24 protein-coding genes are annotated in these 25,299 nt (G+C 71.7%); 15 read left to right on the top strand and 9 right to left on the bottom strand.

Features of this window, described 5'->3' with window-relative positions; all coding sequences use genetic code 11:
- Positions 1-109: 109 nt before the first annotated feature.
- The 4 genes from ACFV46_RS11270 to ACFV46_RS11255 form a co-directional block, all read right to left on the bottom strand.
- Positions 110-979, bottom strand: coding sequence for a carbohydrate ABC transporter permease (locus tag ACFV46_RS11270; RefSeq protein WP_361937188.1), 870 nt, complete (start codon positions 977-979; stop codon positions 110-112).
- Entirely contained in the window at positions 976-1,947 is a 972-nt protein-coding gene (locus ACFV46_RS11265) for a carbohydrate ABC transporter permease (RefSeq protein ID WP_385497839.1), read from the bottom strand. Before ACFV46_RS11265 ends, ACFV46_RS11270 begins: the two co-directional genes overlap by 4 nt.
- Positions 1,948-1,963: 16 nt before the next feature.
- On the bottom strand, positions 1,964-3,208 hold the full coding sequence (locus ACFV46_RS11260) for a sugar ABC transporter substrate-binding protein (protein WP_385497838.1): 1,245 nt from the start codon (positions 3,206-3,208) through the stop codon (positions 1,964-1,966).
- Positions 3,209-3,647: 439 nt separating this feature from the next.
- The gene (locus tag ACFV46_RS11255; protein WP_385497837.1) at positions 3,648-4,061 is read right to left on the bottom strand and encodes a hypothetical protein; all 414 of its coding nucleotides are present in this window, start codon (positions 4,059-4,061) and stop codon (positions 3,648-3,650) included.
- Between the two features lie 661 nt (positions 4,062-4,722).
- Here ACFV46_RS11255 and ACFV46_RS11250 point away from each other — a divergent pair.
- The 3 genes from ACFV46_RS11250 to ACFV46_RS11240 all read left to right on the top strand — a co-directional run bounded on the left by ACFV46_RS11250 (position 4,723) and on the right by ACFV46_RS11240 (position 7,510).
- Entirely contained in the window at positions 4,723-5,046 is a 324-nt protein-coding gene (locus ACFV46_RS11250; RefSeq protein ID WP_385497836.1) for a hypothetical protein, read from the top strand.
- Between the two features lie 116 nt (positions 5,047-5,162).
- Positions 5,163-5,348: a DUF1737 domain-containing protein gene (locus ACFV46_RS11245; RefSeq protein ID WP_385497835.1), complete on the top strand. Its 186-nt coding sequence runs from the start codon at positions 5,163-5,165 to the stop codon at positions 5,346-5,348.
- Between the two features lie 317 nt (positions 5,349-5,665).
- Positions 5,666-7,510 (top strand): glycoside hydrolase family 15 protein, encoded by a 1,845-nt coding sequence (locus ACFV46_RS11240; protein ID WP_385497834.1) that lies wholly within the window; start codon positions 5,666-5,668, stop codon positions 7,508-7,510.
- A 26-nt stretch (positions 7,511-7,536) separates the two neighbouring features.
- Here ACFV46_RS11240 and ACFV46_RS11235 read toward each other — a convergent pair whose 3' ends face one another.
- On the bottom strand, positions 7,537-8,976 hold the full coding sequence (locus ACFV46_RS11235; protein WP_385497833.1) for an MFS transporter: 1,440 nt from the start codon (positions 8,974-8,976) through the stop codon (positions 7,537-7,539).
- A 235-nt stretch (positions 8,977-9,211) separates the two neighbouring features.
- Positions 9,212-10,279: a LacI family DNA-binding transcriptional regulator gene (locus ACFV46_RS11230; protein WP_385498034.1), complete on the bottom strand. Its 1,068-nt coding sequence runs from the start codon at positions 10,277-10,279 to the stop codon at positions 9,212-9,214.
- Positions 10,280-10,772: 493 nt separating this feature from the next.
- Between ACFV46_RS11230 and ACFV46_RS11225 the strand changes: the two genes are divergently transcribed.
- The 3 genes from ACFV46_RS11225 (at position 10,773) to ACFV46_RS11215 (ending at position 14,146) form a co-directional block, all read left to right on the top strand.
- Positions 10,773-11,951 carry a glutathione-independent formaldehyde dehydrogenase gene (locus tag ACFV46_RS11225; protein WP_385497832.1) on the top strand — a complete coding sequence of 393 codons (1,179 nt, stop codon included), beginning with the start codon at positions 10,773-10,775 and terminating at the stop codon, positions 11,949-11,951.
- 84 nt (positions 11,952-12,035) lie between these two features.
- Positions 12,036-12,974 (top strand): SRPBCC family protein, encoded by a 939-nt coding sequence (locus ACFV46_RS11220; protein WP_361936861.1) that lies wholly within the window; start codon positions 12,036-12,038, stop codon positions 12,972-12,974.
- Positions 12,971-14,146 (top strand): zinc-dependent alcohol dehydrogenase, encoded by a 1,176-nt coding sequence (locus tag ACFV46_RS11215; protein WP_385497831.1) that lies wholly within the window; start codon positions 12,971-12,973, stop codon positions 14,144-14,146. Before ACFV46_RS11220 ends, ACFV46_RS11215 begins: the two co-directional genes overlap by 4 nt.
- 49 nt (positions 14,147-14,195) lie before the next feature.
- Here ACFV46_RS11215 and ACFV46_RS11210 read toward each other — a convergent pair whose 3' ends face one another.
- Together ACFV46_RS11210 and ACFV46_RS11205 are read right to left on the bottom strand one after the other, a co-directional pair.
- Entirely contained in the window at positions 14,196-15,029 is an 834-nt protein-coding gene (locus ACFV46_RS11210) for a sterol desaturase family protein (RefSeq protein ID WP_385497830.1), read from the bottom strand.
- A complete protein-coding gene (locus ACFV46_RS11205; RefSeq protein ID WP_385497829.1) occupies positions 15,026-15,757 on the bottom strand; it encodes a FadR/GntR family transcriptional regulator in 732 nt (243 codons plus the stop codon). Before ACFV46_RS11205 ends, ACFV46_RS11210 begins: the two co-directional genes overlap by 4 nt.
- A gap of 260 nt (positions 15,758-16,017) precedes the next feature.
- On the opposite strand from ACFV46_RS11205, the gene ACFV46_RS11200 reads away from it, so the two are divergent.
- The 7 genes from ACFV46_RS11200 to ACFV46_RS11170 all read left to right on the top strand — a co-directional run bounded on the left by ACFV46_RS11200 (position 16,018) and on the right by ACFV46_RS11170 (position 22,085).
- Positions 16,018-16,764: a hypothetical protein gene (locus tag ACFV46_RS11200; protein ID WP_385497828.1), complete on the top strand. Its 747-nt coding sequence runs from the start codon at positions 16,018-16,020 to the stop codon at positions 16,762-16,764.
- A gap of 138 nt (positions 16,765-16,902) precedes the next feature.
- Positions 16,903-17,187, top strand: coding sequence for a hypothetical protein (locus tag ACFV46_RS11195; protein WP_385497826.1), 285 nt, complete (start codon positions 16,903-16,905; stop codon positions 17,185-17,187).
- A 75-nt stretch (positions 17,188-17,262) separates the two neighbouring features.
- Positions 17,263-18,336 carry an NAD(+)/NADH kinase gene (locus ACFV46_RS11190; protein WP_361936873.1) on the top strand — a complete coding sequence of 358 codons (1,074 nt, stop codon included), beginning with the start codon at positions 17,263-17,265 and terminating at the stop codon, positions 18,334-18,336.
- Between the two features lie 89 nt (positions 18,337-18,425).
- Positions 18,426-19,595: a sensor histidine kinase gene (locus tag ACFV46_RS11185; RefSeq protein WP_385497825.1), complete on the top strand. Its 1,170-nt coding sequence runs from the start codon at positions 18,426-18,428 to the stop codon at positions 19,593-19,595.
- The gene (locus ACFV46_RS11180; protein WP_385497824.1) at positions 19,592-20,251 is read left to right on the top strand and encodes a response regulator; all 660 of its coding nucleotides are present in this window, start codon (positions 19,592-19,594) and stop codon (positions 20,249-20,251) included. The genes ACFV46_RS11185 and ACFV46_RS11180 overlap by 4 nt, the downstream gene beginning before the upstream one ends.
- A gap of 114 nt (positions 20,252-20,365) precedes the next feature.
- Positions 20,366-21,004: a GPP34 family phosphoprotein gene (locus tag ACFV46_RS11175; RefSeq protein WP_385497823.1), complete on the top strand. Its 639-nt coding sequence runs from the start codon at positions 20,366-20,368 to the stop codon at positions 21,002-21,004.
- A gap of 406 nt (positions 21,005-21,410) precedes the next feature.
- Positions 21,411-22,085, top strand: a complete 675-nt coding sequence (locus ACFV46_RS11170) for a hypothetical protein (protein ID WP_385497822.1) — start codon at positions 21,411-21,413, stop codon at positions 22,083-22,085.
- On the opposite strand, the gene ACFV46_RS11165 is transcribed toward ACFV46_RS11170, so the two are convergent.
- A complete protein-coding gene (locus tag ACFV46_RS11165) occupies positions 22,069-22,695 on the bottom strand; it encodes a glyoxalase (RefSeq protein ID WP_376729963.1) in 627 nt (208 codons plus the stop codon). The genes ACFV46_RS11170 and ACFV46_RS11165 overlap by 17 nt on opposite strands.
- Positions 22,696-23,003: 308 nt before the next feature.
- Here ACFV46_RS11165 and ACFV46_RS11160 point away from each other — a divergent pair, with 308 nt between their 5' ends.
- Complete coding sequence (locus ACFV46_RS11160; protein WP_361936882.1) at positions 23,004-24,875, top strand: hypothetical protein; 1,872 nt, start codon at positions 23,004-23,006, stop codon at positions 24,873-24,875.
- Complete coding sequence (locus tag ACFV46_RS11155; RefSeq protein WP_385497821.1) at positions 24,872-25,297, top strand: hypothetical protein; 426 nt, start codon at positions 24,872-24,874, stop codon at positions 25,295-25,297. The genes ACFV46_RS11160 and ACFV46_RS11155 overlap by 4 nt, the downstream gene beginning before the upstream one ends.
- Positions 25,298-25,299: the final 2 nt, after the last annotated feature.

Below are 25,299 nucleotides of genomic sequence, written 5' to 3'. Positions count from 1 at the left end.
TGTGTGGCTGTCTTTCCGTGGGTGGGGTGTGGGGGTCGTCCGGGCATGACGGCCCGGCCCGGTGGCGTGCGGGGCGGCGCCGGGAGGAGGTCGGGTGAGGTGGCGGGGCCTACTTGAGGCCGGCCGTGGCCACGCCCTGGGTGAAGTGCCGTTGCAGGACCGCGAAGACGAACAGGACCGGAAGGACCACGAGCAGCGAGCCGGCCATCAGCATGCCGTTGCCGCCGGCGACGGTCCGGTTGGGATCGTTGGCGAACGTCGCCAGCGCCACCGGCAGCGTGTACTTGTCGGGGTCGTTGGTGGCGATCAGGGGCCAGATGAAGTTGTTCCAGGAGCCGAGGAACGTGAAGATCGTCAGCGTGGCGAGGGCCGGCTTGACCAGCGGCATCACGATCCGCCAGAAGATGTACCACTCCCCCGCGCCGTCGAGCCGGGCCGCCTCGAGCAGTTCGTCGGGGACCTGGAGCATGAACTGCCGCATGAGGAACACCCCGAACGCGCCGGCCGCGAACGGCAGCACCAGGCCCGCGTAGCTGTCGATCAGGCCCATGCCGTTCATCAGGACGTACAGCGGCAGGATCATGAGGTTGCCGGGAACCATGAGGGCGGCCAGGACCAGGCCGAAGACCTTGGAGCGGCCGGTGAAGTCGAGCTTGGCCAGCGCGTAGCCGAGCATCGAGCAGAACACCAGGTTGCTCACGGTCACCAGCACCGCCACGATCAGCGAGTTCAGGAAGTACCGCGGCATGTCGAGCTGGTCGAGCAGGGCGGTGAAGTTGTCCAGCGTCCAGTGGCTGGGGATCCACACGGGCGGGCTCGCCGTGAGGTCCTGCCGGGTCTTGAACGCGGACAGCGCCATCCACAGGAACGGGGCGGCCATCACCAGCAGTCCCAGCGAGGCGACGGCGTACAGCAGCGGCTTGCGCGCGCGTCCGGCGCGGTGCGGGCGGGGTGCCTTGACGGCTGTCTCGGCGGTCATCGGGTGTTGTCCTTCAGCAGACGGAGCTGGAGCACCGTGATGCCCATGATCACGACGAACAGGACGTACGCCATGGCGCTGGCATAGCCCATGTGGAAGAAGTTGAAGCCCTCGCGGTACATGTCGAGCGACACCGTCAGGGTCGAGTCGGACGGGCCGCCCTGGGTCATCACGAACGGTTCCTCGAACACGTTGAGGTAGCCGATGGAGGTGATGACGGTGGCGTAGAGCAGGGTGGGCCGCAGCAGTGGGACGGTGACGCGGCGCAGTTCCTGCCAGGCCCCCGCGCCGTCCAGCCGGGCCGCCTCGCGGACCTCCGTGGGGATCGCCTGGAGGCCGGCGATGCACAGCACCATCACGGTGCCGAGGTTGCGCCACACCGCCATGGCGATGAGCGACGGCATGGCCCAGGTCTCGGAGCCGAGGAAGTCGGGTGCCCTCACGCCGAGTTCGGTGGCCAGGGAGGCGACCAGCCCGTCGGACGGGTCGAGGACGAACCGCCAGACGATGGCCACGGCCACGATCGTCGTGACGACGGGCGCGTAGAAGCCGATCCGGAAGAAGGTCCGGGCCCGGTCGATGCCGTTGTTCAGCAGGATCGCCGCGAGCAGCCCGAGGACGATGGTCGTCGGTACGCCGACGACGACGAAGTAGGCCGTGTTGTACAGGGCCTTGAGGAACGTGTCGTCCTGGAACAGCCGGGTGTAGTTGTCCAGGCCGACGAACTCCGCCTCTCGCGGGCGGGTGACGTGGCGGGCCCCGAAGTCGGTGAAGCTCATCAGGAGCGTGGCGACGATCGGGAAGAGCATGAACAGCCCGAACAGCACCAGGAAGGGTGTGGAGAACAGCCACCCGGTCAGGTTGTGCCTGCTCAGGGACCGGCGCCCGCGGGGAGCGGGGGTGCTGCCGGGTCCGGGACTCTTGTCGACGGCCGCCTGGGGGGCGGCCGGTCCTGTCGTGAGGGACATGGCGGGGGCTGCTCTCCTACTTCACGAGGCCTTCGATCTGGGACTGGGCCTTGTCCAGGGCGGCCTTGGCGCCGGACTTGCCCTGGGTGACGGACTCGATCGCGGCGTCGACCTTTGAGGTGATCTCGGTCAGCCGGGGCTCGGACGGCGGGGTCTTGGCGGTGTCCATCTGCCGGCGCCAGATCTGCAGGTCCGCGTCCTTGGCGAGGTCGCCGGACTTCCAGGCGCCCTTGTGGGCGGGGAGGTCGTTGGTGCGCGCGAACCAGTCGGCCTGGCCCTTGGCGTCGGCGAGGAAGGAGATGAACTCGGTCGCCGCGGCCTTGTGCCCGCTGTCGGCGGACACGGCGAGGCTGGAGCCGCCGGCCATGGACACGGACGCCTTGTCGGCGGGGACGGGCGCGATGGCCCACTTGCCCTTGAGGTCGGGGTAGTTCTCGTCGAGGAGACCGGTCATCCAGGGGCCGCCGAGGAACATCGGCACGGCACCGGTGTTGAAGTCCTTCGTCACGTCGTAGCCGGGCTGGACGGACTTGTCGCTGAGGTCCTTACGGAAGAACTGGCCGTAGTTCTCCAGCGCCTTGACGGCGGAGGGCGAGTTGACGACCGGCTTGCCGTCGTCGTCCAGGACGGCGCCGCCGGCCGAGTACAGGAACGGGTAGAAGCTCTGCACGGTGTCCAGGCCGCGGGGCTGGATGGACAGGCCCCACTTGGTGCCGGCCTTCTCCTGGTACGCCTGCGCGGCGCTCCGCAGCTCGTTCATCGTGGCCGGGGCCTTCTCGATACCGGCCTTCCTCGCGAGGTCGGTGCGGTAGAACAGCACCCGGGTGTCCACGTACCACGGGACGCCGTAGGCGGTTCCGTCGTACGAGCCCTGCTGCCAGGCGGCGGGGAAGAAGTCCGCCTCCTTGAAGGTCTTGGTGTCGACCGGCTCCAGGACGCCCATGTCGGCGAACTCGCCCAGGTAGGTCCCGCCCATCTGCACCACGTCCGGCAGCTTCCCGGCGGCGGCCGCGGCGACGAGCTTCTGGTGGGCGACGTCCCAGCCGATCGGCGTGACCTTGACGGTGATGTGGGAGTGCGTCTTCTCGTACTCCTTGGCCACATCGCCGAGCTTCTCGCCTTCCGTGCCCATGGCCCAGACGGTGAGGGTCTGCTCGGCGTCGGCTGCCACGCCCGCGCCACCCGAGCCGCCACAGGCGGTGAGGGTGAGCGCTGACGCGAGGGCGAGGGCCAGCGACCCGGTGGCGGCGGCGCGGTTCATGGAGGGCTCCTCCTTGAGCTCTGATGGATGTATGCGCTGTCTGTAAGCGCATACATCACTCTGTTGCAGCGCTTTGGGGCCTGACAAGAGGGGTTGTGGTCACACTCCGGTAACGAGCGCGAAACCCGCTGGACCGACCGCGCGGCACCGGCGGCCCTCGCGTGCTCGCGGCCGGCCCCGCACCAGCAACGTAGGTCGGATCATTGCATAGGGAAAGGATGTGTGATCCATACCGCTGGCGGGGGTGGGCGCGGCGGCGGGCGGCGGGCCGGTGCTGGGCGTGGGGTTCATCTGCGGCGGGCGTGCGGTTGGCCTGCGGAAGCCTGGCCACGTGGACGGACGTCGCCGGTGATGGAGGCAGCCCGCGAGGGCTTGAAGGGCCCACATGGCTCTTTGCTCCCGCTACCCGGTGGGCGACCGGGGCGGCGCTGCGGAAGCGTCAGTCGGCGTAGTACCGGTCGTAGCCGGCGGAGAACTCCTCCACGGAGAAATCCTCGAACGCACCGGCCGCCTCGAGCTCGCGCAGTCGATGCAGGGCCGCCGCGGCGGAGGGCGTCCGGTCAGCCGCAAGGTGGGCCTTCGTCGCGTCGAGCCCGTGCCCGAGCAGCAGCTCGACGTCGATCGAGCAGGCCGCGTCGAAACCGGCCTGCTTCGCGTCCCAGATGAGGAGCACGTCGTCGAGGTCGCCGCTGTGGAACAGCTGGACGCAGCAGAGCTTCATCAGAAGGGTGTCGCCCTCGCCCTGAGCGCGTCGCTCACGCGCCGTGTGCTCTGTGAGGAGTGCGCGGATCTCATCGAGGTCCGCACCGACGGGACGAAGCCCGTAGCGGCGCAGACACTCCTCTTCGTCCATACCGGCTCCCGAGATCATCGTCGACCGGCCCATTCATAGGCTGAGCGGACGGTCGAAGGCAAGAGGAGCAAGCATCCCCTCGGACCTCGAGCCCTTCGGTCCCACCTCCTCGTCTTCCGCTGCCGCGCGCACAACGACCCGTCCAACCCGCAGCTCGCCGACGGCCGCCTCGTATCGGAGTACTGGGACACTCCGCAGCCGCCGCACCCGGCGCCGTTCTGGCTGGTCCTGATTCATAGCCAGGGGGTGCGGCTGTACGTCTGCCAGGTTCCGGAGGTCATGGAGTTCGCCGTCCACGCCGGCCAGCCGGAACAGGCGCTCGTCGCGGCCCCTACGCCAGTTCCGCGACGCTGGAGTCCGCCAGGGACCGGCTCGAGGACGACGTACCGCTCCGCAAGGCGGACCTGAGCGGGTTGCGGCCGTGGTTGAGTAGGCGGGGGGAACGGCGTCACGGGGAGCAGTCCGCCCCGGACCGGCGGAGCGTAGGAGTGGATGGATGGGCGTGGACGCGGGGCGGGAGTGCTGGGAGCTGCGGTCGGGAGCCGGTGTGGGTCCGTTGCGGTTCGGGATGTCTCCAGCTGCGGTCGCCCAGTCGCTTTTGGTCCCTGGACCGCAGGAACGCGCTGGCGGTCCGTATGCGCAGGAGGGGTTCCCTGATGGGGTGAGGGCCTTCTACGACGCGGGCGAGCTCGCCTGTGTCGCGCTGGACGCGGTCACCGGTCCGCAGGTCTTCCTGTCCGGGTTCCCGCTGGCGGGGAGTGATCCGGAGCAGGGTGAGCAGTTCCTGCTGGACCACGCCGCGGAGCATGGGAACTGTCTGCTCTACACGCCTGATGACTCGCTCGCCCTGACCGATATCGGAGTTCTTCTGCGATCGCAGCAAGTCGGGACAGCGCGCCTGACCCGTCCGCTCTTCGTGAAGGAGGAGTGGCTGGAGTCGGAGTACTTCCGGGACCACCTTCCGCTGGAGGGCAACTGGAGCTGAGGGCTCGATATGGCGAACTGACACCGGACCCCGCCTGCAAGTCGCTGTCGAACTCTGGAAGTGATCGAGCTGGGGGTGCTGATGGGCGCCCGGGGCTTGCCTGAGATCCTTCGGCGATGAGCACACCACCGGACGGGTTGCCCGTCTACCGAGTCCTGACCGGACCGGACGACGCCACGTTCTGCCACCGGGTGAGCGAGGCGATCGGTCTCGGCTACGAACTGTACGAAGGCCCCTCCGTCACCTGCAACGGTGAGAAGGTCATCGTCGCCCAGGCGCTCATCTGGCCGACGCGATCGTAGGTACCCCTCGGGTACCGGTGGTCACGACCGAGTCGTGACCGCGAGGAGAGCCGCGCGGCTGGATCGGGCAACCGAGCTGGTGCTCGCCAAAGAGGCCGCCTGTGCGACTGGGCGGACGCCGGCGTCTGGACACGCCACGGCCACCGGGGCCGGGAACGATCGGCGTCCCGGCCACGCCCCATCCCCCAGCCCCCAGAAGTGGCTGGCGGCGCCCGGCGTCGCCATGATGAGGGGACCGGGCGGGGCGTGGGCGCGAGAGCGCGCCGGTGCGGTGGTGGGCCTGTGGCTCTCACTGCCGCTGAGGCCGAGGAGGCGCTGTGCACGAGTACCCCCCGATCGCGGACCACGGTCTGGTCGGCGACCTGCAGACCGCGGCGCTGATCGCCGCCGACGGCACCGTCGACTGGTGGTGCACGCCCCGGTTCGACTCCCCCAGCGTGTTCGCCTCGCTGCTCGACAGCGATCGCGGGGGCTTCTGCCGGCTGGCCGCCGATCTCGGCGACGTCACCGTGCGCCAGCTCTATCTGCCCGACACCGCCGTCCTCATCACGCGGTTCATGGCGCCGAGCGGGGTCGGCGAAGTCGCCGACTTCATGCCGCCTGTCACCACCCCGTCGCCCGCCGCCCGGCACCGGCTGATCAGGATCGTGCGCGTGGTGCGCGGAAGCATGCCCTTCGAGCTGATCTGCCGGCCCCGCTTCGACTACGGCCGGGCTCCGCACTCACTGGCCCGCCACGACGACGGATCGGTGCTGTTTCGCGGTCCGGGCACGGACCTGCATCTGCAGGCCACGGACCGGATCACCCTGCATCCGGACGGCACGGACGTGTCCGCGCGCTTCACCCTGCGGGCCGGTGAACGCGCCGCCGTGCTGCTGACCGCCGAGTCCGGCGAGCCGGGCGCGCTGAGCGGGCGCCCCGGTGGCACGCCCGCCTCCGTCGACATGGCCGGTGCGGAGCTCGAGGCATGCACCGCGTTCTGGCTGGACTGGCTGCGGGCCTCGCGCTACCGCGGCCGTTGGCACGAGATGGTCACCCGCTCCGCGATCACCCTCAAACTCCTCACCTACGCGCCCACCGGCGCCCCGATCGCCGCCGCCACCATGGGCCTGCCCGAGCAGATCGGAGGGGAGCGCAACTGGGACTACCGCTACACCTGGGTGCGCGACGCGTCCCTGTCGGTGCGCGCCCTGACCGACCTCGGTTTCGTCAGCGAGGCCGACGCCTTCCGCCGGTGGCTGCGCGAGCGCCTGGACGCCGGCGGCACCGCCTCCGGGGAGCCGCTGCAGATCATGTACCGCGTCGACGGCGAACCGCACCTCACGGAGGAGGTGCTCGACCACTTGGAGGGCTACCGGCGCTCCGCTCCGGTGCGGGCCGGGAACGCGGCGGCCGACCAAATCCAGCTCGACATCTACGGCGAGGCCGCCTACGCCCTGGCGGAGGCGGACGACATCGGCGCCGTCCGCGGCTGGCACGCCTTCGCCCGCGTCATCGACTGGCTCACCGACCACTGGGACCGGCCGGACGAAGGCATCTGGGAGACACGCGGCGGCCGTCAGAACTTCACCTACAGCCGCCTGATGACGTGGGTCTCCTTCGACCGCGCCGTCGACCTGGCCACCAGACACTCCCGCCCCGGCGACATCGACCGTTGGCGGGCCGCACGCGATGCCGTCCTGCGGCAGATCATCGACCGTGGCTGGAACGAGAAGCGAAAGGCGTTCGTCCAGCACTACGACACGGACGTGCTCGACGCCTCCCTGCTGCTGATGCCCAAGGTGGGTTTCCTGACGCCCACCGACCCCGACTGGCTGACCACGCTCGACGCCATGGACGGCGAACTCGTCAGCGACAGCCTCGTCTACCGGTACGACCCCGCCGCGTCCCCGGACGGCCTGCGCGGCTCGGAGGGCACCTTCAACCTGTGCAGCTTCCTGTACGTCGAGGCGCTCGCCCGGGCCGGGCGCCTCACCCAGGCCCGGTACGCCTTCTCCAAGATGCTCACCTACGCCAACCACGTCGGCCTGTTCGCCGAGGAGATCGGCCCCTCGGGCGAGCAACTGGGGAACTTCCCCCAAGCCTTCACCCACCTGGCCCTGATCGACGCGGCCCTCGCCCTGGACGAGGAACTCGACCGCGCGGGAGGCCGGCCGCACTGACCGGGCGAACCGGCGGCGCGAACACGTCAGGGGTCACTGCTGAGGGCTTCCGGTGGAGTCGCCGCGCCTCCTCCGGCGGCAGGGGGCCGGCCGGCGCGGGGCAGCAGGGCGGCTGCGGTCAGCCCGCCCAGGCCGACGAGGGCGAGCGCCGCCATGGACGCCGCATACGCGCCCTTGCTGAGCCCGGACACCAGGATCGTGCCCGCCACGGCCGTGCCCAGGGAGGAGCCGAGGTTGGAGACACTGCGCGACAGGCCGGAGATCTCCCCTTGCCGCGACTCCGGGAAGCACGACTGGACCACGTTCACCGACGGGGTGAGCATCACACCCAGGCCCGAGCCGATCAGCAGCAGGCCGGGGGCGAACGCCCAGGCAGCGGGTTGCCAGGCCACGAGCGTCAGCAGTGTGGCGATGCCCGCGACGGTCACGACGAAGCCCGCCATGATGAGGGTGCGCTGTGCGTGGCCCCGGGCCAGCTTCTCGGCGGCCAGCGAGGTGACGAGGATGCCGAGGGTCGCGGCGGTGAAGATGACACCGGTCTCGATCGCGTCGTAGCCGCGTACCACCTGCAGGTAGGCGGCGACGGTGAACGACACCCCCATCAGCATCAGCCACTGCGTGTTCTGCGTGAGCAGACCCAGGTTGGAGGTGCGGTCGCGGAACAGAGCCGTCGACAGCAGTGCTTCCCGGCCGGCGCGCTCCCGGCCGCGCACCCAGGCGAGGAAGGCGGTCAGCACCGCCGCGCCGGCCAGCAGCAGGGCGAGGGCCAGCCAGCCGTTGTCGTCGACGGCCAGGATGCCCGTCACCAGCAGCACCAGGCCCGCCGCCGACAGCACGGCGCCGACCGTGTCGAAGGGACGGGCGGGATCGGACGGCAGGGGGTCGTCGATGCCGCGACTGAGCACCACGATCAGCACGATCACCAGCGCCTGGAAGACGAACGCCGCTCGCCAGCTGATCGCGCTCGTGATCAGCCCGCCGATCAGCGGTCCGGCGGCCGCCCCGATGCCGCCCATCGCCATGATGGCGCCGAACGCCCGCGCCCGTGACGCCGTGTCGGTGAACAGGAGGGTGGTCAGGATGTAGACCGGCGGGATCAGCAGCGCCGTACCCACACCCTCCAGGACCGAGTTCCCGAGGATGAGGACGCCCAGTCCCGGCGCGGCCGCGCTGAGCACCGCCCCGACCCCGTAAACCACGAGCCCTGCCAGCAGGCAGCGCTTGCGCCCCCACTTGTCGGTCAGCTTCCCGCCCGGGATCATCAGCGCGGCCATCACGAGCAGGAAGATCGTGATGGCCACCTGGACACCCTGCACGGTGGTGTCCAGGTCCTCGCTGATGTCGTTGATCATCACGTTCATGTTGGAGCCGGCGAAGCTGCAGATGAACTGCGTCAGCGCCAGCGGGGCGAGCACCCGGCGCGCCCCCGCCCCGTCTCGTCGCGCCCCCGCCGCCGTCCCGGACATTCCGCCACCTGCCCATCCGCCACGTCCGATGCCCCGGGAGACCGTGGCCTCGTCGCCCGGCCCGGCCCGTGGACGACCCACCCGGCGCCACGGCCGCCCCGCCGCCGACCCCTACGCACGGCAGTGGCCGTCTTCAATAGACCACCGTTTCCCGAAGATCGCCTGGCGGGCCGGGAGGAGGTGAGGCGGCCATCAGGCTGCCGCGGACGGGGCCGCCCGCACGCCGCATCGGGTCTCAGACCGCGCCGAACGTCCCCGCGGCCGTATCGGCGCAGCCGCAGCTCGCCCTGCGGGCGACGCTGACCGGCAGGACGAGGGACACCGGCTCGTCGCCGCTCTGGCCGCGCAGGCGTCCGATCAGCAGTTCGGCGGCCTGCTCGCCCAGGCGCACCATCGGCTGACGGACCGTGGTGAGGGAGGGCCGGACCAGCCGGCTGAGCGGGATGCCGTCGAACCCGGTGACGACCACGTCGTCCGGCACTCGTACGCCCCGGCGTTCCAGGGCCTGGAGGGCGCCCACGGCCATCTGGTCGTTGGCGAAGACGAAGGCCTCGGGCCGCTCGCCGTCGGTGTCGCACAGCAGGTCCGCCGCGCGGGCGCCCTCCGCCTGCGTCATCATCGGCATCCGCAGCGCGGGTTCCGCCGCGGTGTCGGCCCCCGCCTCCCCGCACGCCCGTCGGAAGCCCCGGAAGCGGGCCTCGACGTCCGGCGACGTGTCGTCGACGCCGACGTAGGCGAGGCGGCGCAGCCCATGGTCGTGGAGGAGGTGCCGGGTCAGTTCGTACTGGCCGTCCTCGTTGGCCACCTCCACGTGGTCGAGGTGGTCGAGGGAGGGGTCGGCGCGCGGTCCGGCGAGCATGACGACGGGCCGGCGCCGGGAGATGACCTCCAGTTCCTCGGTCGGCACGGTCCGCGCGAGCACCGCGAAGCCGTCGACGCGGCCGGCGACCTTGGCCACGAGGCTCTCCGGGCCGCCTTCGAGCGAGGCGGCGATCAGCAGGGCATAGCCGTGGCGGCGGGCGGCGCGTTCCATGCCGCGGATGATCTGGTCGGAGTAGAGCATCGCGGCGTCGTCGTCCTCGATGTCCGCGGTGTCCGGGTCCGCGTAGTCCGGGAAGCAGAGGCCGAGGACTCCGGTGGAGCGGCTGGCGAGACCCCGCGCGTTGCCGCTGGGTACGTAGCCGAGCTCACGGGCGGCGGCGAGGACGCGCTCGCGGGTGGCGGCGCGTACGGAGTCGGGGTTGCGGTAGACGCGGGACACGGTCGCGATGGACACGCCGGAGCGCTCGGCGACGTCGTACACCGTGGGTGCGGCGTTCACGATGCGGCGCCCTCCATGATCGTTCCCCCGTCCTTGCTGGTCGCGCAAGGCGCCGACCTACGAATGAAAGCGCATTCACCCTAGGGCCGGGTCGGGGTGCGAGGCAACCGTGGACTCCTCTACGGAGCATGTCGGCGGCGGAACGACGCCTGTGGCAAGGCGTGCGACGTCGAACGGTGGACGACTCACGGAGAGCCCGAGCCGCCGGCTCCCCTGCCGGTGGCCACCCCTCGACCGGACAATGCGGTGGATTCGCACGATAGGTGACCGTTTCGGTCGCGGGCTGGCGGGGACCCGCACGGCACGTCGTCGGAGCGTCGAGGCTTCGCCGGCGGACCGGGTGAGACAGCCGTTCTTCGATCCAGGGGAGCGCCGCGCGCAGGCGTGCCGGGAACACGGGCCCCGTCCTCGGATGGCCGGAGCCGGGTTTCGGGCGCCTTCCTCACCGCCATGAGCGACATCCAAGGACCGCATCATGAAGGCAGCCGTATACGAAGGACCGCGCACGGTCGCGGTGAAGGACGTACCCGACCCGAAGATCGAGCACCCCTGCGACATCATCGTCAAGATCACCGCCACCAACATCTGCGGCTCGGACCTGCACATGTACGAGGGCCGCACCTCGTTCGAGTCCGGCCGCACGCTGGGGCACGAGAACATGGGCCAGGTCGTGGAGGTCGGCTCGGCCGTGCGCAAGGTCCAGGTCGGCGAGTACGTGGTACTGCCCTTCAACATCGCCTGCGGCTTCTGCAAGCAGTGCGAGCAGGGGCTGACCAACTACTGCCTGACCATGCAGCCCGAACCCTCCCTCGCCGGAGCCGCCTACGGCTTCGCCGACATGGGCCCCTACCAGGGCGGCCAGGCAGAGCTGCTGCGGGTGCCCTACGGCGACTTCAACGCGCTGCGCCTGGGTGAGGACGCCGCCGAGCGGCAGACCGACTACGTCATGCTCGCCGACATCTTCCCCACCGGCTACCACGCCACCGAGATGGCCCACGTCAAGCCGGGCGACCAGACCATCGTCTTCGGCGCCGGTCCCGTCGGTCTGATGGCGGCCTACTCCGCCCTCCTCAAGGGCGCCGGCCGCGTCTGGGTGGCCGACCACCAGCCCGACCGACTGCGCAAGGCGGAAGAGATCGGGGCCATCCCCATCAACACCGCCGAGCAGAACCCGTCGCAGGTCGTCAAGGACGCCACCCTCGGCCTGGGCGCCGACAACGGCTGCGAGTGCGTCGGCTACCAGGCACACGACCCCCAGGGACACGAGGACGCCGGCCTCACCCTCAACAGCCTGATCGACACGGTCAGGTTCACCGGCGACATCGGCGTGGTGGGCGTGTTCCTGCCCCAGGACCCCGGCGGCGAAGAGGCACAGGGCGAGCTGGAGGCACAGGGCAAGGTCCCGCTCGACTTCGGCCTGATGTGGTTCAAAGGCCAGCGCATGGGCACGGGCCAGGCACCGGTGAAGAAGTACAACCGCGCCCTGCGGGACCTGATCGCCGGCGGCAAGGCCAAGCCGAGCTTCATCGTCTCCCACGAACTCGGCCTGGACGAGGCCCCCACCGCCTACGAGCACTTCGACGCCCGCGACGAGGGCTGGACCAAGGTCGTCCTGCACCCCGACGGCCACAGCAACGGCCACAAGCAGCAGTGAGAGCCCCGGGGTTGTCCCTGCGGGTCCTCCCCTGAAGCGGCTCACCTTCCGTTCCGTCCGCCTCTCCGGTTATGAGGAGCACCGATGACCACAGACACCCGCCGCACCTCCCGTCTGCGACGCGATCCGCTCGTACAGGGCCTCGGCTGGGCCAGTGCCTTCCTGGGCGTGCCGCAAGTCGTCGCCCCGGCGGACTTCGCACGAGCCCTGGGCGTGGGCGACGCCCCCCGGCACCGGTCGGCCGCGACCGCCGTGGGCGTGCGTGAACTGGTGGCCGCCGCCGGGCTGCTGGGACGGCCGCATCCCGTCTGGCTCTGGGGGCGCGTCGGCGGCGACCTCATGGATCTGACGATGCTCGCCCGGGCCCTGAAGAACCACAACGGGCGTGGCCTCGGACGCACCGTCGCCGCGACGGCGGCGGTCACCGCCATCACCGCCACGGACGTCTACGCGGCCGTGACCCGCACGCGTGGGAGCACCCCGATGGAACTGACCGCGACCACCACCGTCACCCGGTCCCCGGACGAGGCGTACGCCCTCTGGAAGGACCTGGAGCGTCTGCCGGACTTCATGGTGCACCTGGACGAGGTGCGGGTGACCGGCCCGCGCACCAGTCACTGGAAGGCTCGCGCACCGTTCGGCAGGACAGTCGAATGGGACGCCGAGACCACCCAGGACGTGCCGGGCCAACTGATCGCGTGGCGGTCGGTGGAGGACGCCGACATCGGCAACTCGGGCGAAGTCCGTTTCGTGCGGGCGCCGGGCGGCCAGGGCACGGAAGTACGGGTGTCCCTGCGCTACGAGCTGCCCGGGGGACCGCTGGGCAAGGCGGCGGCCCGCTACTTCGGCGAGGAGCCGCACCAGCAACTGGACGACGACCTTCGCCGCTTCAAGCAGATCGCGGAGATCGGTGAGGTCGTCCGCTCCGAGGGCGCGCCCGGCGGCAAGCGCGCCCGGGGCGAGTTCCCGCAGCATCCCGCCCGGCCGCTGACCGAGGACGAACTGAAGGAGGCCCTGGCATGAAGGCCAACTGCTGGACGGGACGCAACTCGGTCGAGGTGCAGGACGTTCCCGACCCGTCGATCCTGAACGACCGCGACGTCATCGTGAAGATCACCGCGACGGCGATCTGCGGCTCCGACCTCCATCTGGTCGACGGCTACGTGCCCACCATGCAGAAGGGCGACATCCTGGGCCACGAGTTCATGGGTGAAGTCGTCGAGGTGGGCCCCGGCATCGGCGACGGCGCACTCCGCGTCGGCGACCGGATCGTGGTGCCCTTCCCCATCGCCTGCGGCGCGTGCGCGTCCTGCCGCGCGGAGCTGTACTCGTGCTGCGAGAACAGCAACCCCAACGCCGGCATCTCGGAGAAGATGTTCGGTCATCCCACCTGCGGCATCTACGGGTACTCCCATCTCACCGGCGGCTTCGCCGGCGGTCAGGCCGAGTACGCGCGGGTGGTGCTCGCCGACGCCAACGCCCTCAAGATCGAGTCGGACCTGACCGACGAGCAGGTGCTCTTCCTGTCCGACATCCTGCCGACGGGCTACATGGGCGCCGACATGTGCGACATCCAGCAGGGTGACGTCGTCGCCGTCTGGGGCGCCGGCCCGGTCGGCCAGTTCGCCATGGACAGCGCCCGGGTCCTGGGCGCGGAGAAGGTCATCGCCATCGACAAGGAGACCTACCGCCTCGACATGGCCGCCGCCCAGGGCTACACCACCATCGACTTCGAGGACACGGACGTACGGTCCGCGCTGCTCGACCTCACCGGCGGACGCGGCCCGGACAAGTGCATCGACGCGGTCGGCCTGGAGGCCACGCACGGCGCCTCCCACGTCCACCTCTACGACCGCGCCAAGCAGGCGGTCCGCTCCGAGACCGACCGGCCGCACGCCCTGCGCCAGGCCATCATGTCGTGCCGGAGCGGCGGCGTGGTCTCGGTCATCGGCGTCTACGGCGGAATGATCGACAAGTTCCCCGCGGGTGCCTGGATGAACAGGTCACTGACCCTGCGGACCGGACAGTGCCACGTGCAGAAATACATGCGGCCGCTGCTGGGCATGATCGAGCAGGGCAAGATCGACCCCACCCGGATCATCACCCATCGGCTGCCCCTGACCGAGGGACCGACCGGCTACGACCTGTTCAAGAACAAGAAGGACCACTGCGAGAAGGTCGTCCTCACACCCTGAGGAACGCCGACAGGCCACCCGAGGTCCCCACCGATACGGCCGCCCGAGCTCAGTGCCTCGGCTGCGGAGCCCACCCCGGTGGGCCGAAGGCGTAGCCCGCGCGGTCGCGCCAGCGGGTGGCCGTACGGATGTCGTGCCAGGTGGCCGCGTACTCGTGGAAGGCGACGCGGAGCGGGTTGTAGGTGTCGATGTTCTTCGTCAGTCCGTACACGACACGTTCGCCCTCCGGCTGGAACGTCCCGAACAGGCGGTCCCAGACGATGAGGATGCCGCCGTAGTTGCGGTCCAGATAGACGTTGTTGGAGCCGTGGTGGACCCGGTGGTGCGAGGGCGTGTTGAAGGCCAGCTCGATCGGGCGCCACAGACGGTCCACCCGTTCGGTGTGCAGGAAGAACTGGTAGATCAGGCTGATCGACTGCTGGAGCAGGATCATCCACGGCGGGATGCCCAGCAGGGCGAGCGGCATCCAGAACGGCAGACCGCTCATCGGCGTCCAGCTCTGCCGCAGAGCCGTCGACAGGTTGAACCGCACGCTGGAGTGGTGGACCACATGGCTCGCCCACAGCAGCCGCACCCGGTGGTGCGCGCGGTGGTAGGCGTAGTAGGCCAGGTCCTCGGCGAAGAACAGCAGCACCCAGGTCCCCACCGAACCGGCGGACAACTGCCAGGGCGCCACGGTGTAGAGGGCCGCGTACGCGACGATCACCACCGCCTTCCACGGCAGGGCGATGACCTGGCTGCCCGCGCCCATCGACATGCTCGTCGCGGTGTCGCGGACCTCGTAGCCGCGTTCGTCGTCGTCCGGCAGGAAGCGGTACGACAGCGCCTCCACGGCGACCAGCAGGACGAACGCGGGGATGGCGTAGACGACGGCGGGTATCACGCCGTACCTCCTTCGGGTTCCCGGGTGGTGGGGCGGGCGGCGCGGACACTGCGGGCCAGCAGGGCGCGGGCCGCGGCCTCGGCGCCCTTCTCGTCGCGGGAGGCGATCAGCGCGGCGAGCCTCATATGGCCCGCGATGTCGAGCAGTTCGGTCGCGCGCAGGGCGACCGGGACCTCGCCGGCGGTGAAGCGGTCCTCCACCAACGTGTTGAAGGCCAGCAGATAGGCGATGTTCCCGGAGCCCTCGACGATGAGGCGCCACCACGCCACGTCCGCCGCCGCCAGGTCGGCGAGGTCGGGGCCGCGGTGGGCGTAGGCCGCCGCCGCGCCGACGATCTCGGACGCCGTCTCCTCCGGACTGCGCGCGGCGCACAGCCTCGCCGCGTCGGCCCCGATGGACGCCCGCATCTCCAGGATGTCGCGGCTGAGGTCGTACGACGCGGACAGGCCGTCGGTGTGGGCCAGTTGGAGGGCGAGGTCGAGTCCGGCGGTGCGCCGCCAGTCGAGCACGCGGGTGCGCCCGCCGTGGCTGACCTCGACGAGCCTCGCCTGCTGGAGCCGCTTCACCGCCTCCCGTACCGCATGCCGGTTGACTCCGAACTCCGCGGCCAGGTCGCGCTCGGCGGTCAGCGGGGCGCCCGGGGCGAGGGCGCCGCTGAGGACACGGTCCCGGAGCAGCGTGAACAACTGGTCCGAGACCGCCTCGCGGCGGATGCGCTGCTCTGTCATGCACACAGCCTGAGGGGGTGGGCGGTGACTGGTCAACTGGTTGGACCAGGCTGCTTCCCTGGCTTGATTCAGTTCCCAGCTCGGCATCAGGGGAGCGGATACGGACGGTCGTCAGCCGTCCGTGAAACCCGGCTCCGAAGCTGTGCGTTGGCAATCGACGGACGTAGCCCGACGGCCAGAACCGCCCTTCACCCGTTAGATTCTGCATACGTGCGGACCCGGTGTCCGCGACGGCGACACGGAGAGAGGTGCCACGCGTCATGTCCGGAAACAGCACCACGGCCACGGAGTTGACCTCGCAGTACAGCGCCCAGGTCACCGCCGACCTGGAACGCAACCGCAAGGAGCAGGACCGCGTCGCCGGGGAGATCGAGGCGTTGCAGGCCCAGTTGACGGCATTGCGGCACGACCGGACCGTCCTGGAGAACATCCAGCGGGCTCTGGGATCCGCCCAGGAACCGGTCGCGGCGCCGGAGGAGGACGAGCCCGTCGCCGTCGTACCCGCCCCGCGCGCCCAGGAGCCGCGCACCACCCGGCGCACGAGGGCCGCGGGCACCGGCAAGCGGGGCAAGGAGACCCGCCCGGCCGAGCCGGCCAAGGGCAAGGGCACCGGCAAGCGCACCGGCACCGCGAGCCGCCGCCGCGCCGGCGCCAGGAGCGCCTCCAGGGACACCGCCCCGAAGAGCACTGCCAGGACCGCCGCCGAGACCGTCGAGGCCGCCGCTTCGTCCAGCGCGTCCTCGCCGTCACTCGTCGAACTCGTGCGCGGTCATCTGGCCGAGCGCCAGGAGCCCCGCTCCGCCGCCGAGGTCGCCTCGGCACTGGCCGAGCGGTACCCGGAGCGCGGCGTGAAGGCGACGGTGGTGCGCAGCACGCTCGAAGGGCTCGTGGCCCGGAACCAGGCGCACCGCAGCAAGCAGGGCCGGTCCGTCTTCTACACGGTCCCGGACGCGTCCGCGCCGGACGAGCCGTCCGCCGCCGAGCGGAGCCCCGAGGACTCGGACTGACCGCTCACCGCCGGGCGCACCCCCGAACGGACCAGCGTCCGGCGCCTTTCCGGTGATTTGCGCCTGCCCGGGTCCGCCGCCCGGGCGGCGGCGGGTACGGCGTCTGCGGACCGGCTCACGACCTGGAGGAGAGTGGCCATGTACGCAGTGGTGCGGCGGTACGAAGGCGTGACCGATCCGGCGGAGGCGGGTCGTCGGGTGAAGGAGGAGTTCGTGCCGCTCCTGCGTCAGGTCCCCGGGTTCGTGGCCTACTACTGGGTCGACGCGTCGGACGGCGTCATGCTGTCGACCGGTGTCTTCCAGGACCGGGCCGGCGCCGAGGAGTCGACCCGGCGGGCCGGTGACTTCGTACGGGAGCGGCTGGCGGAGCTGCTTCCCCAGCCGCCGCTGGTGACGGCCGGCGAGGTCGTGGCCCATTCGTAGCGGGCGCCGGCGCCGTACGGCCCTCTCCCCCGCACCCGCGGCCCCGACCGGGGCCACGACACTCTGGAGGCAACGGTGACGGTCAACCGCCTGGGACTGGTGGTGCACGGCGGGCGCCCGGAGGCCGTGGACGCGGCCGCCGCGGTGCGTGCCTGGTGCGCCGAGCAGGGCGTGCCGTGCGCCGACATCGACGTGTGGCACGAGGGCGGGCGGCACAACGCCCGCGACGAGGTCGAGGCCGCCGGCGACCCCGATCTCATCGTGACGCTGGGCGGGGACGGCACGTTCCTGCGCGGCGCCAGACTGGCCGCGGAGAACGACGCGCTCGTCCTCGGCGTGGACCTGGGGCGGGTGGGCTTCCTGACGGAGGTGTCGGCGGCCGCGATGCGGGCGGCGCTGGACGCGGTGCGCGAGGAGCGCTTCGACATCGACAGCCGCATGCTGCTCGCCCTGCGCGCCTCCCGTCTGCTGGAGGTGCCGCCCGGCATGGAGGCCCTGATGGAGTACGGGCGCGGCCCGCTGCTGCCGCCGCCCCGGGTGCGTTCGGACTGCCGGATCGACGAGGACTGGGGCGTCCCGCTGGACGTGACGGCGCTCAACGACGTGGTACTGGAGAAGCTGGCCCGCGACCGGCAGGTGTCGGTGGGCGTCTATGTGTCGGGCAGGCTGCTGGCGTCGTACTCGGCGGACGCCCTGCTGGTGGCGACGCCGACGGGTTCGACCGCCTACAGTTTCGCGGCCGGCGGGCCGGTCGTCTCGCCGCGCGCGGAGGCACTCGTGTTCACGCCGGTCGCCCCCCACATGGCGTTCGACCGGTCGGTGGTCACCGCGCCCGACGAGCCGGTCGGACTGCGCATCCTGGAGCGGTCCGGGCAGGCGGCGGTCAGCATCGACGGGCAGCTGCGCGGCGTGCTGGGGCCGGGCGACTGGATCGGCGTGTACGCGGCGCCGCGCCGGCTGCGGGCCGTACGGCTGGGGCCGATGGACTTCTACGGGCGGCTGCGGGAGCGCATGAACCTGACCGACGCGCCGGCCGCCGTCGCCGACGGTTCGCCCGCGCCGCTGTGGTCCGTGACCACGCCACCGCCGGGCGACATCGCGCACCTCGCCCTGCTGACCGCACCGGAGGGCCCGCCGCGCGCACCCTAGAGGGTGGTTCGGCCACGGTGGCGCCGACTGCCGTTGCGGGGGCGCGGCATTCCGTTCCCGCCCGTCGTACGGCTCGGTAGGGTCGGGGCGTGGGCGGCGGCACGAGAACGCAGGACGGCGGGTCGGCCGCGGTGAGCGGGGACGAACTCCCGCCGCGGGCCGCTCGGTTGCTGTGGTACGCGTCGGCCGGGCTGGTGCTCGGTGTCCTCGGTACGGCGGTGCTCGTCGCCGGCGCGGGGCAGGGCCGTCCACTTCCGGTGGCGGTGGCCCTGGTCCTCGTGCAGGTCTGTGCCCTGAGGTGGCAGGCGCGCGCCCCGCTCCCCGTGCTCACCGTCGGCGCGGTGACGGGGGTGGGGGTCTGGGCCCTGCTGCCCGAGGTGTCCCTGACGGGAGCCCTCCTCGCGGCGCAGATCACGTTGTGCGTGCTGTCGGCGTCGCGGCCCCGGCGTGTGTCCGTGCCCGCGCTCGCCGTGCTCTGTCTGTCGAGCACAGCGGCGTTCGCGAACGGCGGCCCCGCGGACCTGGCGGTCTGTGTGCCGGCGATGATCCTGGCATGGACGGCGGGGCAGTGGCGCCGGGCGCGGCAGGAGCGGCTGAGGGCGGAGACACGGCGTGCCGTGGTGGAGGAGCGGGCCCGTATCGCGCGTGAGGTCCACGACGTCGTGGCGCACACCCTGTCGGTGATGGTCGTGCAGGCGGGTGCCGCGGACGACGTGTTCACCGACCGGCCCGAGCAGGCGCGTAAGGCGCTGCGGGCCATGGAGAGCGCCGGGCGGTCCGCACTGGGCGAACTGCGCATGCTGCTGCGGGCGTTCGGGCCCGAGGCGGACGAAGGCGCCGTGGCAGGGCAGCGGGCACCGGTGCCCTCGCTCGCGCGGCTCGACGATCTGGCGGACGCCGTACGGGCCTCCGGCATGAGGGTGCGCATGCTCACCGAGGGCGTCACCGACGACCTGCCCGCGTCGGTGCGTCTGGCGGCCTACCGGATCGTCCAGGAGGCCCTCACCAACACGCTGCGCCACTCGGTCGGCGCGGACGAGGTGAGCGTGCGGGTGACGACCGGAAGGGACTGCGTGACCATCGACGTGACCGACAACGGGCGTACGGCCAAGGGCTCCGCGCCCGCGGCACGAGGGGGGCGCGGGCTGCTGGGGATGAGGGAACGCGCCCAGCTCGTCGGCGGCAGCGTGCACGCCGGTCCACTGCCGGGAGGCGGCTTCCAGGTCAGGGCACGGCTCCCGGTGGAGGTCGTGTCATGAGCCTGCGCGTCGTCGTTGCCGACGACCAGGCCCTGGTCCGCACCGGCTTCCGCATGATCATCGATGCCCGCCCCGATCTGGAGGTGGTCGGCGAGGCGTCCGACGGCCGCGAGGCGGTACGGCTGACGCGGGAGCTGGACCCCGACGTGGTCCTGATGGACGTCCGTATGCCCGTCCTCGACGGCATCGGGGCGACCCGGCAGATCTCGGCGGCCGGCATCCGGTCCAAGGTTCTCGTGCTGACCACCTGGGACATCGACGCGCACGTGGTCGCGGCGCTGCGGGCAGGCGCGAGCGGCTTCCTGCTGAAGGACATCCGCCCGGGGGAACTCGTCGACGCCATCCGTGTCACCGCCCGCGGCGACGCGCTGCTGGCGCCGGCCGTGCTCGGCCGGGTCCTCGACCAGTTCCTCCGTACGGTCCCCGACCCCGCTCCCCCGCCGTCCCTGGAGGGCCTCTCCGGGCGCGAGCGGGAGGTGCTCACGCTGATCGGGCAGGCGCTGTCGAACACGGAGATCGCCGGGCGGCTCCGCCTGTCCGAGGCCACCGTCAAGAACCATGTCACCGCGGTGCTGCGCAAGCTGGGCCTGCGTGACCGGGTGCAGGCCGTCGTCGCCGCGTACGACCACGGACTCGTCCGGCCCCGCCGACCCTGACCACGGTCTCCTCCCTGAGGAGGAGACCGGCGCGGCGCTGTCCCCCGCGCTCCCAGCGGCCGGCCCCTCCGACGGCCGATGCCCGGCCGTGACCTGCGGTCCTACCGTCGTTCCATGACCGACGACCTGGCCTGCGCCATGTATCTGCTGGCCCACGACGCCGCGGCCGAGGGCCCGTACGACCGTTCCCGGACGGCTCTGCTGGTCCGTGCGTCCGCCGTGGTCGACCTCGCACTGCGCGGTGTGCTCCACGAGGACCACGGCACGGTGGCCGTGTCCGGCCCGACGACGACCGGGAGTCCCGTTCTCGACCTGGTCCTGCGGGACGCCGCCGAGGGGCACGGCTGGAGGCGCCTTGTGCGCGGCGGCCGGCTCCGGACCCTGACGGAGGTGGAGGACCAGCTCGTCCGAGCGGGGATCCTCGTCGTGACGGAGCCGGGCACCCGCCGGGGCGCGCGGCGGTCGAGACTGGCGGACCCTTCCGCGGCCGACGCGGTACGGGCACGCGTCTTCACGGCGCTGCACGGGAACGGCCCGGTCCGAGACGTCCCCGCCGCCGACGCCGCGCTGCTGGCGCTGGCCTCGGCGGGCCGGGTCCGCACGGTCGTCTCCCGCCGGGACCGGAAGGTGTTCCGGGACCGCATCGACGCCTGCACGAGCCGGCTCGCCGCTCCGGCGCCCGGCCTGGAGCGCGCCGTGCGCGCCCTGCCGACGACGATGGTCGCCGCGCAGGGCGGCATGGGCGGCAACTGACGGACGAGGAGCCGACGACCATGCACCGCGTTCCGACCGCCATGGGTCCGGCCCCGACCGTCCTGCCGAGGGCGGCTGGTGCCCGGCACCACCGTCCGGCCCGTCCGCCCCCACGACGGTGCGCACCGCGCACGGCCTGGTGCGGGGCGCCGGTCACGACGCCACGGCACCTTCGTGGGCATCTCCGCCGCGGCTCCCCCGTCGCCCGGCTGCGCTGGGCGCCACCGCGTCCGGCCCCGCCGTGGTCCGGTGTACGGGACACGGCCCGGCCCACGAGCGCCTGCCTGCCCGTAGCCGCCCGCCCCGGTGCCCGGCGGCAGCACCGACGCCGTCACCACTGCGCGTTCTGGTCGCGCCCGCACCGACCTGCCCATCCACGTCCACACACGGAATCAGGGGGACCCTCATGAACGAATCCACCGCCAGGCGTCTGACGGGACTGGCCGGGATCGCGGTCTCGGCCGCCTTCGCCGTCGAAGTGCCGCTGTACTTCCTCTACTCGGGGCCGCCGCCGGACTCCAACGTCCTGGCCCGGCTGCTCATCGGCATCTTCGCGCTGGCGTTCCTGCTGGTGTTCGTGACGGCGTTCCGCGAACTGGTCCGGCGCGTCGGCCCCGCGCACGCGTGGGCCGGGAACCTGGCCTTCACCCTCGGCCTGGTCTACGCGACCGTCACCCTGGTCTCCCACGGGCTGGAGGCCGGGGCGGTGATCGCGACCGACCACCCGATCGACCCGACCATCACGGTCGACGGCACCTACATCCTCTACGGGACCATCGGACGCGTCCTGCTCGCGATGTTCCTGGCCACCGTCGGGTACACCGTCTCCCGGACGAACCTCCTGCCGCGCTGGACCGCCCGTTCGGCCTACGTCCTGGCCGTGATCAACGCGGTCTTCATCCCGTCGCTCTTCTTCGGCAACGAGCCCGCCCACTTCTACGCGGCGAACGGCTGGGGCACGACGGCCTCCGCAGGGGCGCTGTTCGGCTACTGGCTGCTCGCCCTGAGCATCTCCCTCTGCCGCAGCGCCACCCGGCGGGTGACCACCGACGCGCCCGTCCAGGTCACCGCTCGGCGGTGACGTCCGCGGGCGTCCACGCGAAGGCGTCGGGGTCGGTGAAAGGACCGGCGGGGCCGGCGATCGTCAGCCGGTGGGAGCCGGTGCCCTCCGGGGAGACCCCGGCGACCTTCGCGAGGCCGCGGCGCTTGTAGAGCGCCAGCTTCACGGGGCCCGTGCCGGTCTCGAACTCGGCGTACTTGCCGCCGAAGCTCTTGCTCACCGCGAGGCCGTGCCCGACGTAGAACTCCTTGCTGGCCTTGACGTCCTCGACGCCGAGCAGCAGCACGATCTCCTGGAAGTCGCGGGTGGCCGGGCCGGTGTTCTTCTTGGACGAGGAGGCCACCTGCCAGATCGTTCCGTCGGGTGCCTGGACGACGCCGCCGTAGCCCCACAGCGACTTGGCGGCGGGCTTCAGCGTCGTGGCGCCCGCGTCCAGCGCCGCGCCGACGAGGGCGTCGACGTCGGCGGGCTGGGCCACCACCAGGGACAGGGTGAAGCCGCGGAACCCGGTGCTGGGTGCGTCGGAGGCCCGGAAGCGGATCTGGCCCCCCAGCCCGAAGGCGGTGGTGTAGAAGCGTTCGGCGGCGGCCGGGTCGGCCACTTCGAGGGTGATGAAGTCGATGGAAGTCATGAGGAAGACGCTAGAAGGGTCCCGGGTGCCGCGCTTCTCGATTCCTGACCGGTCTCCGGCGCCGGTCCGGTCCGCCCGCGGAAGTGCCCGGACGGCCGCTGTCCAGCGGCCCCTGGCATGTTCACCGGATCGGAGGAGAAAGCGTTTGTGCCGCGCGTGTCGCGGGCCGCGGTCCTCTAGCCTCGCGCTTCTGTTCCCGACTCCCTCGTCCGGTGGCGGCACCGCCCCCGTGAGGGGGCTCTCGTGAAGCGCCGGAGCCGTCAGGTCGCACCGGGGACAGCACCACCCTTCACGACCATGGGAGCACAGTGCCGGGCACCCGCCTTCCCGAAGACCGCTACAGCCGCACGGAGGCCACCCGGCTGCTGTGCGCCGGCGTCTATCAGGACGCCACCTTCCGACGCCAGGTCATCGACGAGCTCGTCGGCCACCAGGAGCGTCCCGTCGCCCCCTCCCTCGGCGTGGACGTCCTGCCGGTGCTGGCCCACGCCGTCCGCGTCGCCCGCCAGGAGACCCGGACGGCGCTGCTGATGCTCGCGGTCTGGGCCGGGTTCATCGTCTCCGACTTCCTGATGGTGTGGGACGGCCTGTCCGACCGCTGGGGCCCCGACGCCGAGATCGGCTTCGGGGACGTGTTCAGCGCGCTGTACGACGGCACGCTGGACGTCTCCGGCGAGCTGTGGCTGCCCTGGTCCCAGCTGTACGCCGTCGTGACGCTGGCCCTGTGGTTCGCGGGCGCCCTCAACGAACGGGGCCCCTCCGTGAAGGAGCTGGGGCTGCCCGCCCCGGTGGCCCGCGCCGCCGACGGCATGAGCAGCCTCGCCACCGCGGGCAGTCTGCTGCTCGTCGCCCTGTACTGGTACTGGTACCTGGCCGGACTCGTGGACGGCACCGCGCAGACGCCGTACCCGGCGCTCTTCCCCCTCGCGATCGCGCTCGTCGGCTGGCACCACCAGGCCCAGCACCGCAAGGCACTGTGCCAGTGGCTGTCGAAGTGGACGTTCCGCACCGCCACCCAGCCCGTCCTGCCCGCGGGCCTTCCGTACGACGACCTGGCCCGTGACATCCGCCGGGAGCAGCACGCCCCGGTCACGCTGTACGACGTGGAGCGGCCGTTCGTCGGACTGGGCACACGCAAGCGGAGCTGGTCGTTCGCCATGGAGCTGCGCAAGCTGCCCGACGGCCGCCGGGACCGTATCCCCGCGCAGGTCGACGGCGGGGACCGCGGCGGCGTCGACTCACGCACGGCCGGTGGTCCGCCGCGCGCCATGGAGCGGCTGACGGCCCGTGCCGCGCTGGACCTGATCGAGCCGCAGCTGGTGGAGTTGCGGGAGTCCGCCGCGCGCACCGGGCGCGACCGGCTGCGGGAGCTGGAGATCGAGCGGTTCGTGTTCCTGCCGGGCGGCGTCGGCCGTTCGGAGCAGGTGGAGCTCGGCGGTGTGGACGACGCGAGCGCCCACGCCGTCTCGGACCGGGGCCGCGGCACGGCCGAGTACGCCGTCTACGACCCGGAGCAGATCGCCGCGCATCTGGACGAGGCGATCGACGAGGGCGGTGAGGCCCGGCGCGTCTTCCTGCGCGTCCGCGTCGGCGGCTGGCACGAACAGCTCGTCGTGACGGTGCTGGTGCGGGTGCACACCCAGGGCGGGATGCTCGTCCTGGAGGTCGAGTCCTATGTGCTGGGCCCGATCCGCAAGGAGTTCCGCGGCGTGGACGCGCTGGTGGAGCGGCTGCCGGAGAAGTGGCACAGCGCGGCGCTGCGCGCCCTGCGGCACGCCCCCGCGATCGGCCTGGACTGCGCGATCGGCGCGCTCGGCGGGCTGCGCCGGGAGATCGCCTCCGGCTGGTCCGAGGGGGCGGAACCGCCGGACGTGCCCCGTGTCTCGCTGCGGGCGCTCGCCGCGCAGCAGAGGCTCTCGCGCTTCCAGGACATGGACGCCGAGCGGTACATCAAGACGGTCGAGGAGCGGATCGTGGGCGGCGTCCGTACGGCGCTGCGCGAACACGGCTACCGGACCGAGGAGTTCGAGCAGCACATCTACCAGGTCAGCGGTGGCGGCGTCTTCATCCAGGACATGTCGGGCGGTTCCGTCGCCACCGGCAGCCACGGACAGGCGACCTCGCACACCGCTCCCCCGCCCGGCGGCGGCCGTGCGCGTCAGGAAGGCAACCCCTCATGAGTCAGAACACCACCTCCCCGCAGCCCTCCGGGGGCGAGGACCCGGAGGCTGCCGGCGGCGGCGTCACCATCGGGTCGATGTCCGGCGGCTCCATCGCCACGGGCCGGGAGGGCCGGGCCGTGTCGTACAACACCACGGGCGGTGCCCCACTCGACACCGCCCATCAGGAACTGCTCACCGCCGTACGGGAGTTGCTGGCCGAGCTGCCCGAGGCGGCCGGCCGCGGAGCGGACGACGCGGCCCTGCACGACGAACTCGTGGGCCTGCGGGAGGAGATCACGCGTTCGGGCACGGCGGAACAGGGGCGGCTCACCCGGGTGCTGGGCAGCGTCCGGCGCTGGCTCGGATCGCAGGCGGCAGCGGCGGGCGCCGTGGCGTCGGCGACCGCCGTGGTGCAGGGCATCGCCCAGTTGCTCGGCTGACG

The organism is Streptomyces sp. NPDC059852, assembly GCF_042731455.1.
GTDB lineage: Bacteria > Actinomycetota > Actinomycetes > Streptomycetales > Streptomycetaceae > Streptomyces.
Note: the sequence above shows the minus strand (reverse complement) of the source record. Positions and strands in the feature narration are given on the sequence as shown.

What these genes read in the sequence shown, in the direction of transcription:
- ACFV46_RS11260 (WP_385497838.1), bottom strand. Translation starts at nt 3,208, where the DNA reads ATGAACCGCGCCGCCGCCACCGGGTCGCTGGCCCTCGCCCTCGCGTCA.
- ACFV46_RS11270 (WP_361937188.1), bottom strand. Translation starts at nt 979, where the DNA reads ATGACCGCCGAGACAGCCGTCAAGGCACCCCGCCCGCACCGCGCCGGA.
- ACFV46_RS11180 (WP_385497824.1), top strand. Translation starts at nt 19,592, where the DNA reads ATGAGCCTGCGCGTCGTCGTTGCCGACGACCAGGCCCTGGTCCGCACC.
- ACFV46_RS11225 (WP_385497832.1), top strand. Translation starts at nt 10,773, where the DNA reads ATGAAGGCAGCCGTATACGAAGGACCGCGCACGGTCGCGGTGAAGGAC.
- ACFV46_RS11195 (WP_385497826.1), top strand. Translation starts at nt 16,903, where the DNA reads ATGTACGCAGTGGTGCGGCGGTACGAAGGCGTGACCGATCCGGCGGAG.
- ACFV46_RS11235 (WP_385497833.1), bottom strand. Translation starts at nt 8,976, where the DNA reads ATGTCCGGGACGGCGGCGGGGGCGCGACGAGACGGGGCGGGGGCGCGC.
- ACFV46_RS11165 (WP_376729963.1), bottom strand. Translation starts at nt 22,695, where the DNA reads ATGACTTCCATCGACTTCATCACCCTCGAAGTGGCCGACCCGGCCGCC.
- ACFV46_RS11170 (WP_385497822.1), top strand. Translation starts at nt 21,411, where the DNA reads ATGAACGAATCCACCGCCAGGCGTCTGACGGGACTGGCCGGGATCGCG.
- ACFV46_RS11245 (WP_385497835.1), top strand. Translation starts at nt 5,163, where the DNA reads ATGAGCACACCACCGGACGGGTTGCCCGTCTACCGAGTCCTGACCGGA.
- ACFV46_RS11175 (WP_385497823.1), top strand. Translation starts at nt 20,366, where the DNA reads ATGACCGACGACCTGGCCTGCGCCATGTATCTGCTGGCCCACGACGCC.
- ACFV46_RS11255 (WP_385497837.1), bottom strand. Translation starts at nt 4,061, where the DNA reads ATGGACGAAGAGGAGTGTCTGCGCCGCTACGGGCTTCGTCCCGTCGGT.
- ACFV46_RS11200 (WP_385497828.1), top strand. Translation starts at nt 16,018, where the DNA reads ATGTCCGGAAACAGCACCACGGCCACGGAGTTGACCTCGCAGTACAGC.
- ACFV46_RS11205 (WP_385497829.1), bottom strand. Translation starts at nt 15,757, where the DNA reads ATGACAGAGCAGCGCATCCGCCGCGAGGCGGTCTCGGACCAGTTGTTC.
- ACFV46_RS11265 (WP_385497839.1), bottom strand. Translation starts at nt 1,947, where the DNA reads ATGTCCCTCACGACAGGACCGGCCGCCCCCCAGGCGGCCGTCGACAAG.
- ACFV46_RS11155 (WP_385497821.1), top strand. Translation starts at nt 24,872, where the DNA reads ATGAGTCAGAACACCACCTCCCCGCAGCCCTCCGGGGGCGAGGACCCG.
- ACFV46_RS11220 (WP_361936861.1), top strand. Translation starts at nt 12,036, where the DNA reads ATGACCACAGACACCCGCCGCACCTCCCGTCTGCGACGCGATCCGCTC.
- ACFV46_RS11215 (WP_385497831.1), top strand. Translation starts at nt 12,971, where the DNA reads ATGAAGGCCAACTGCTGGACGGGACGCAACTCGGTCGAGGTGCAGGAC.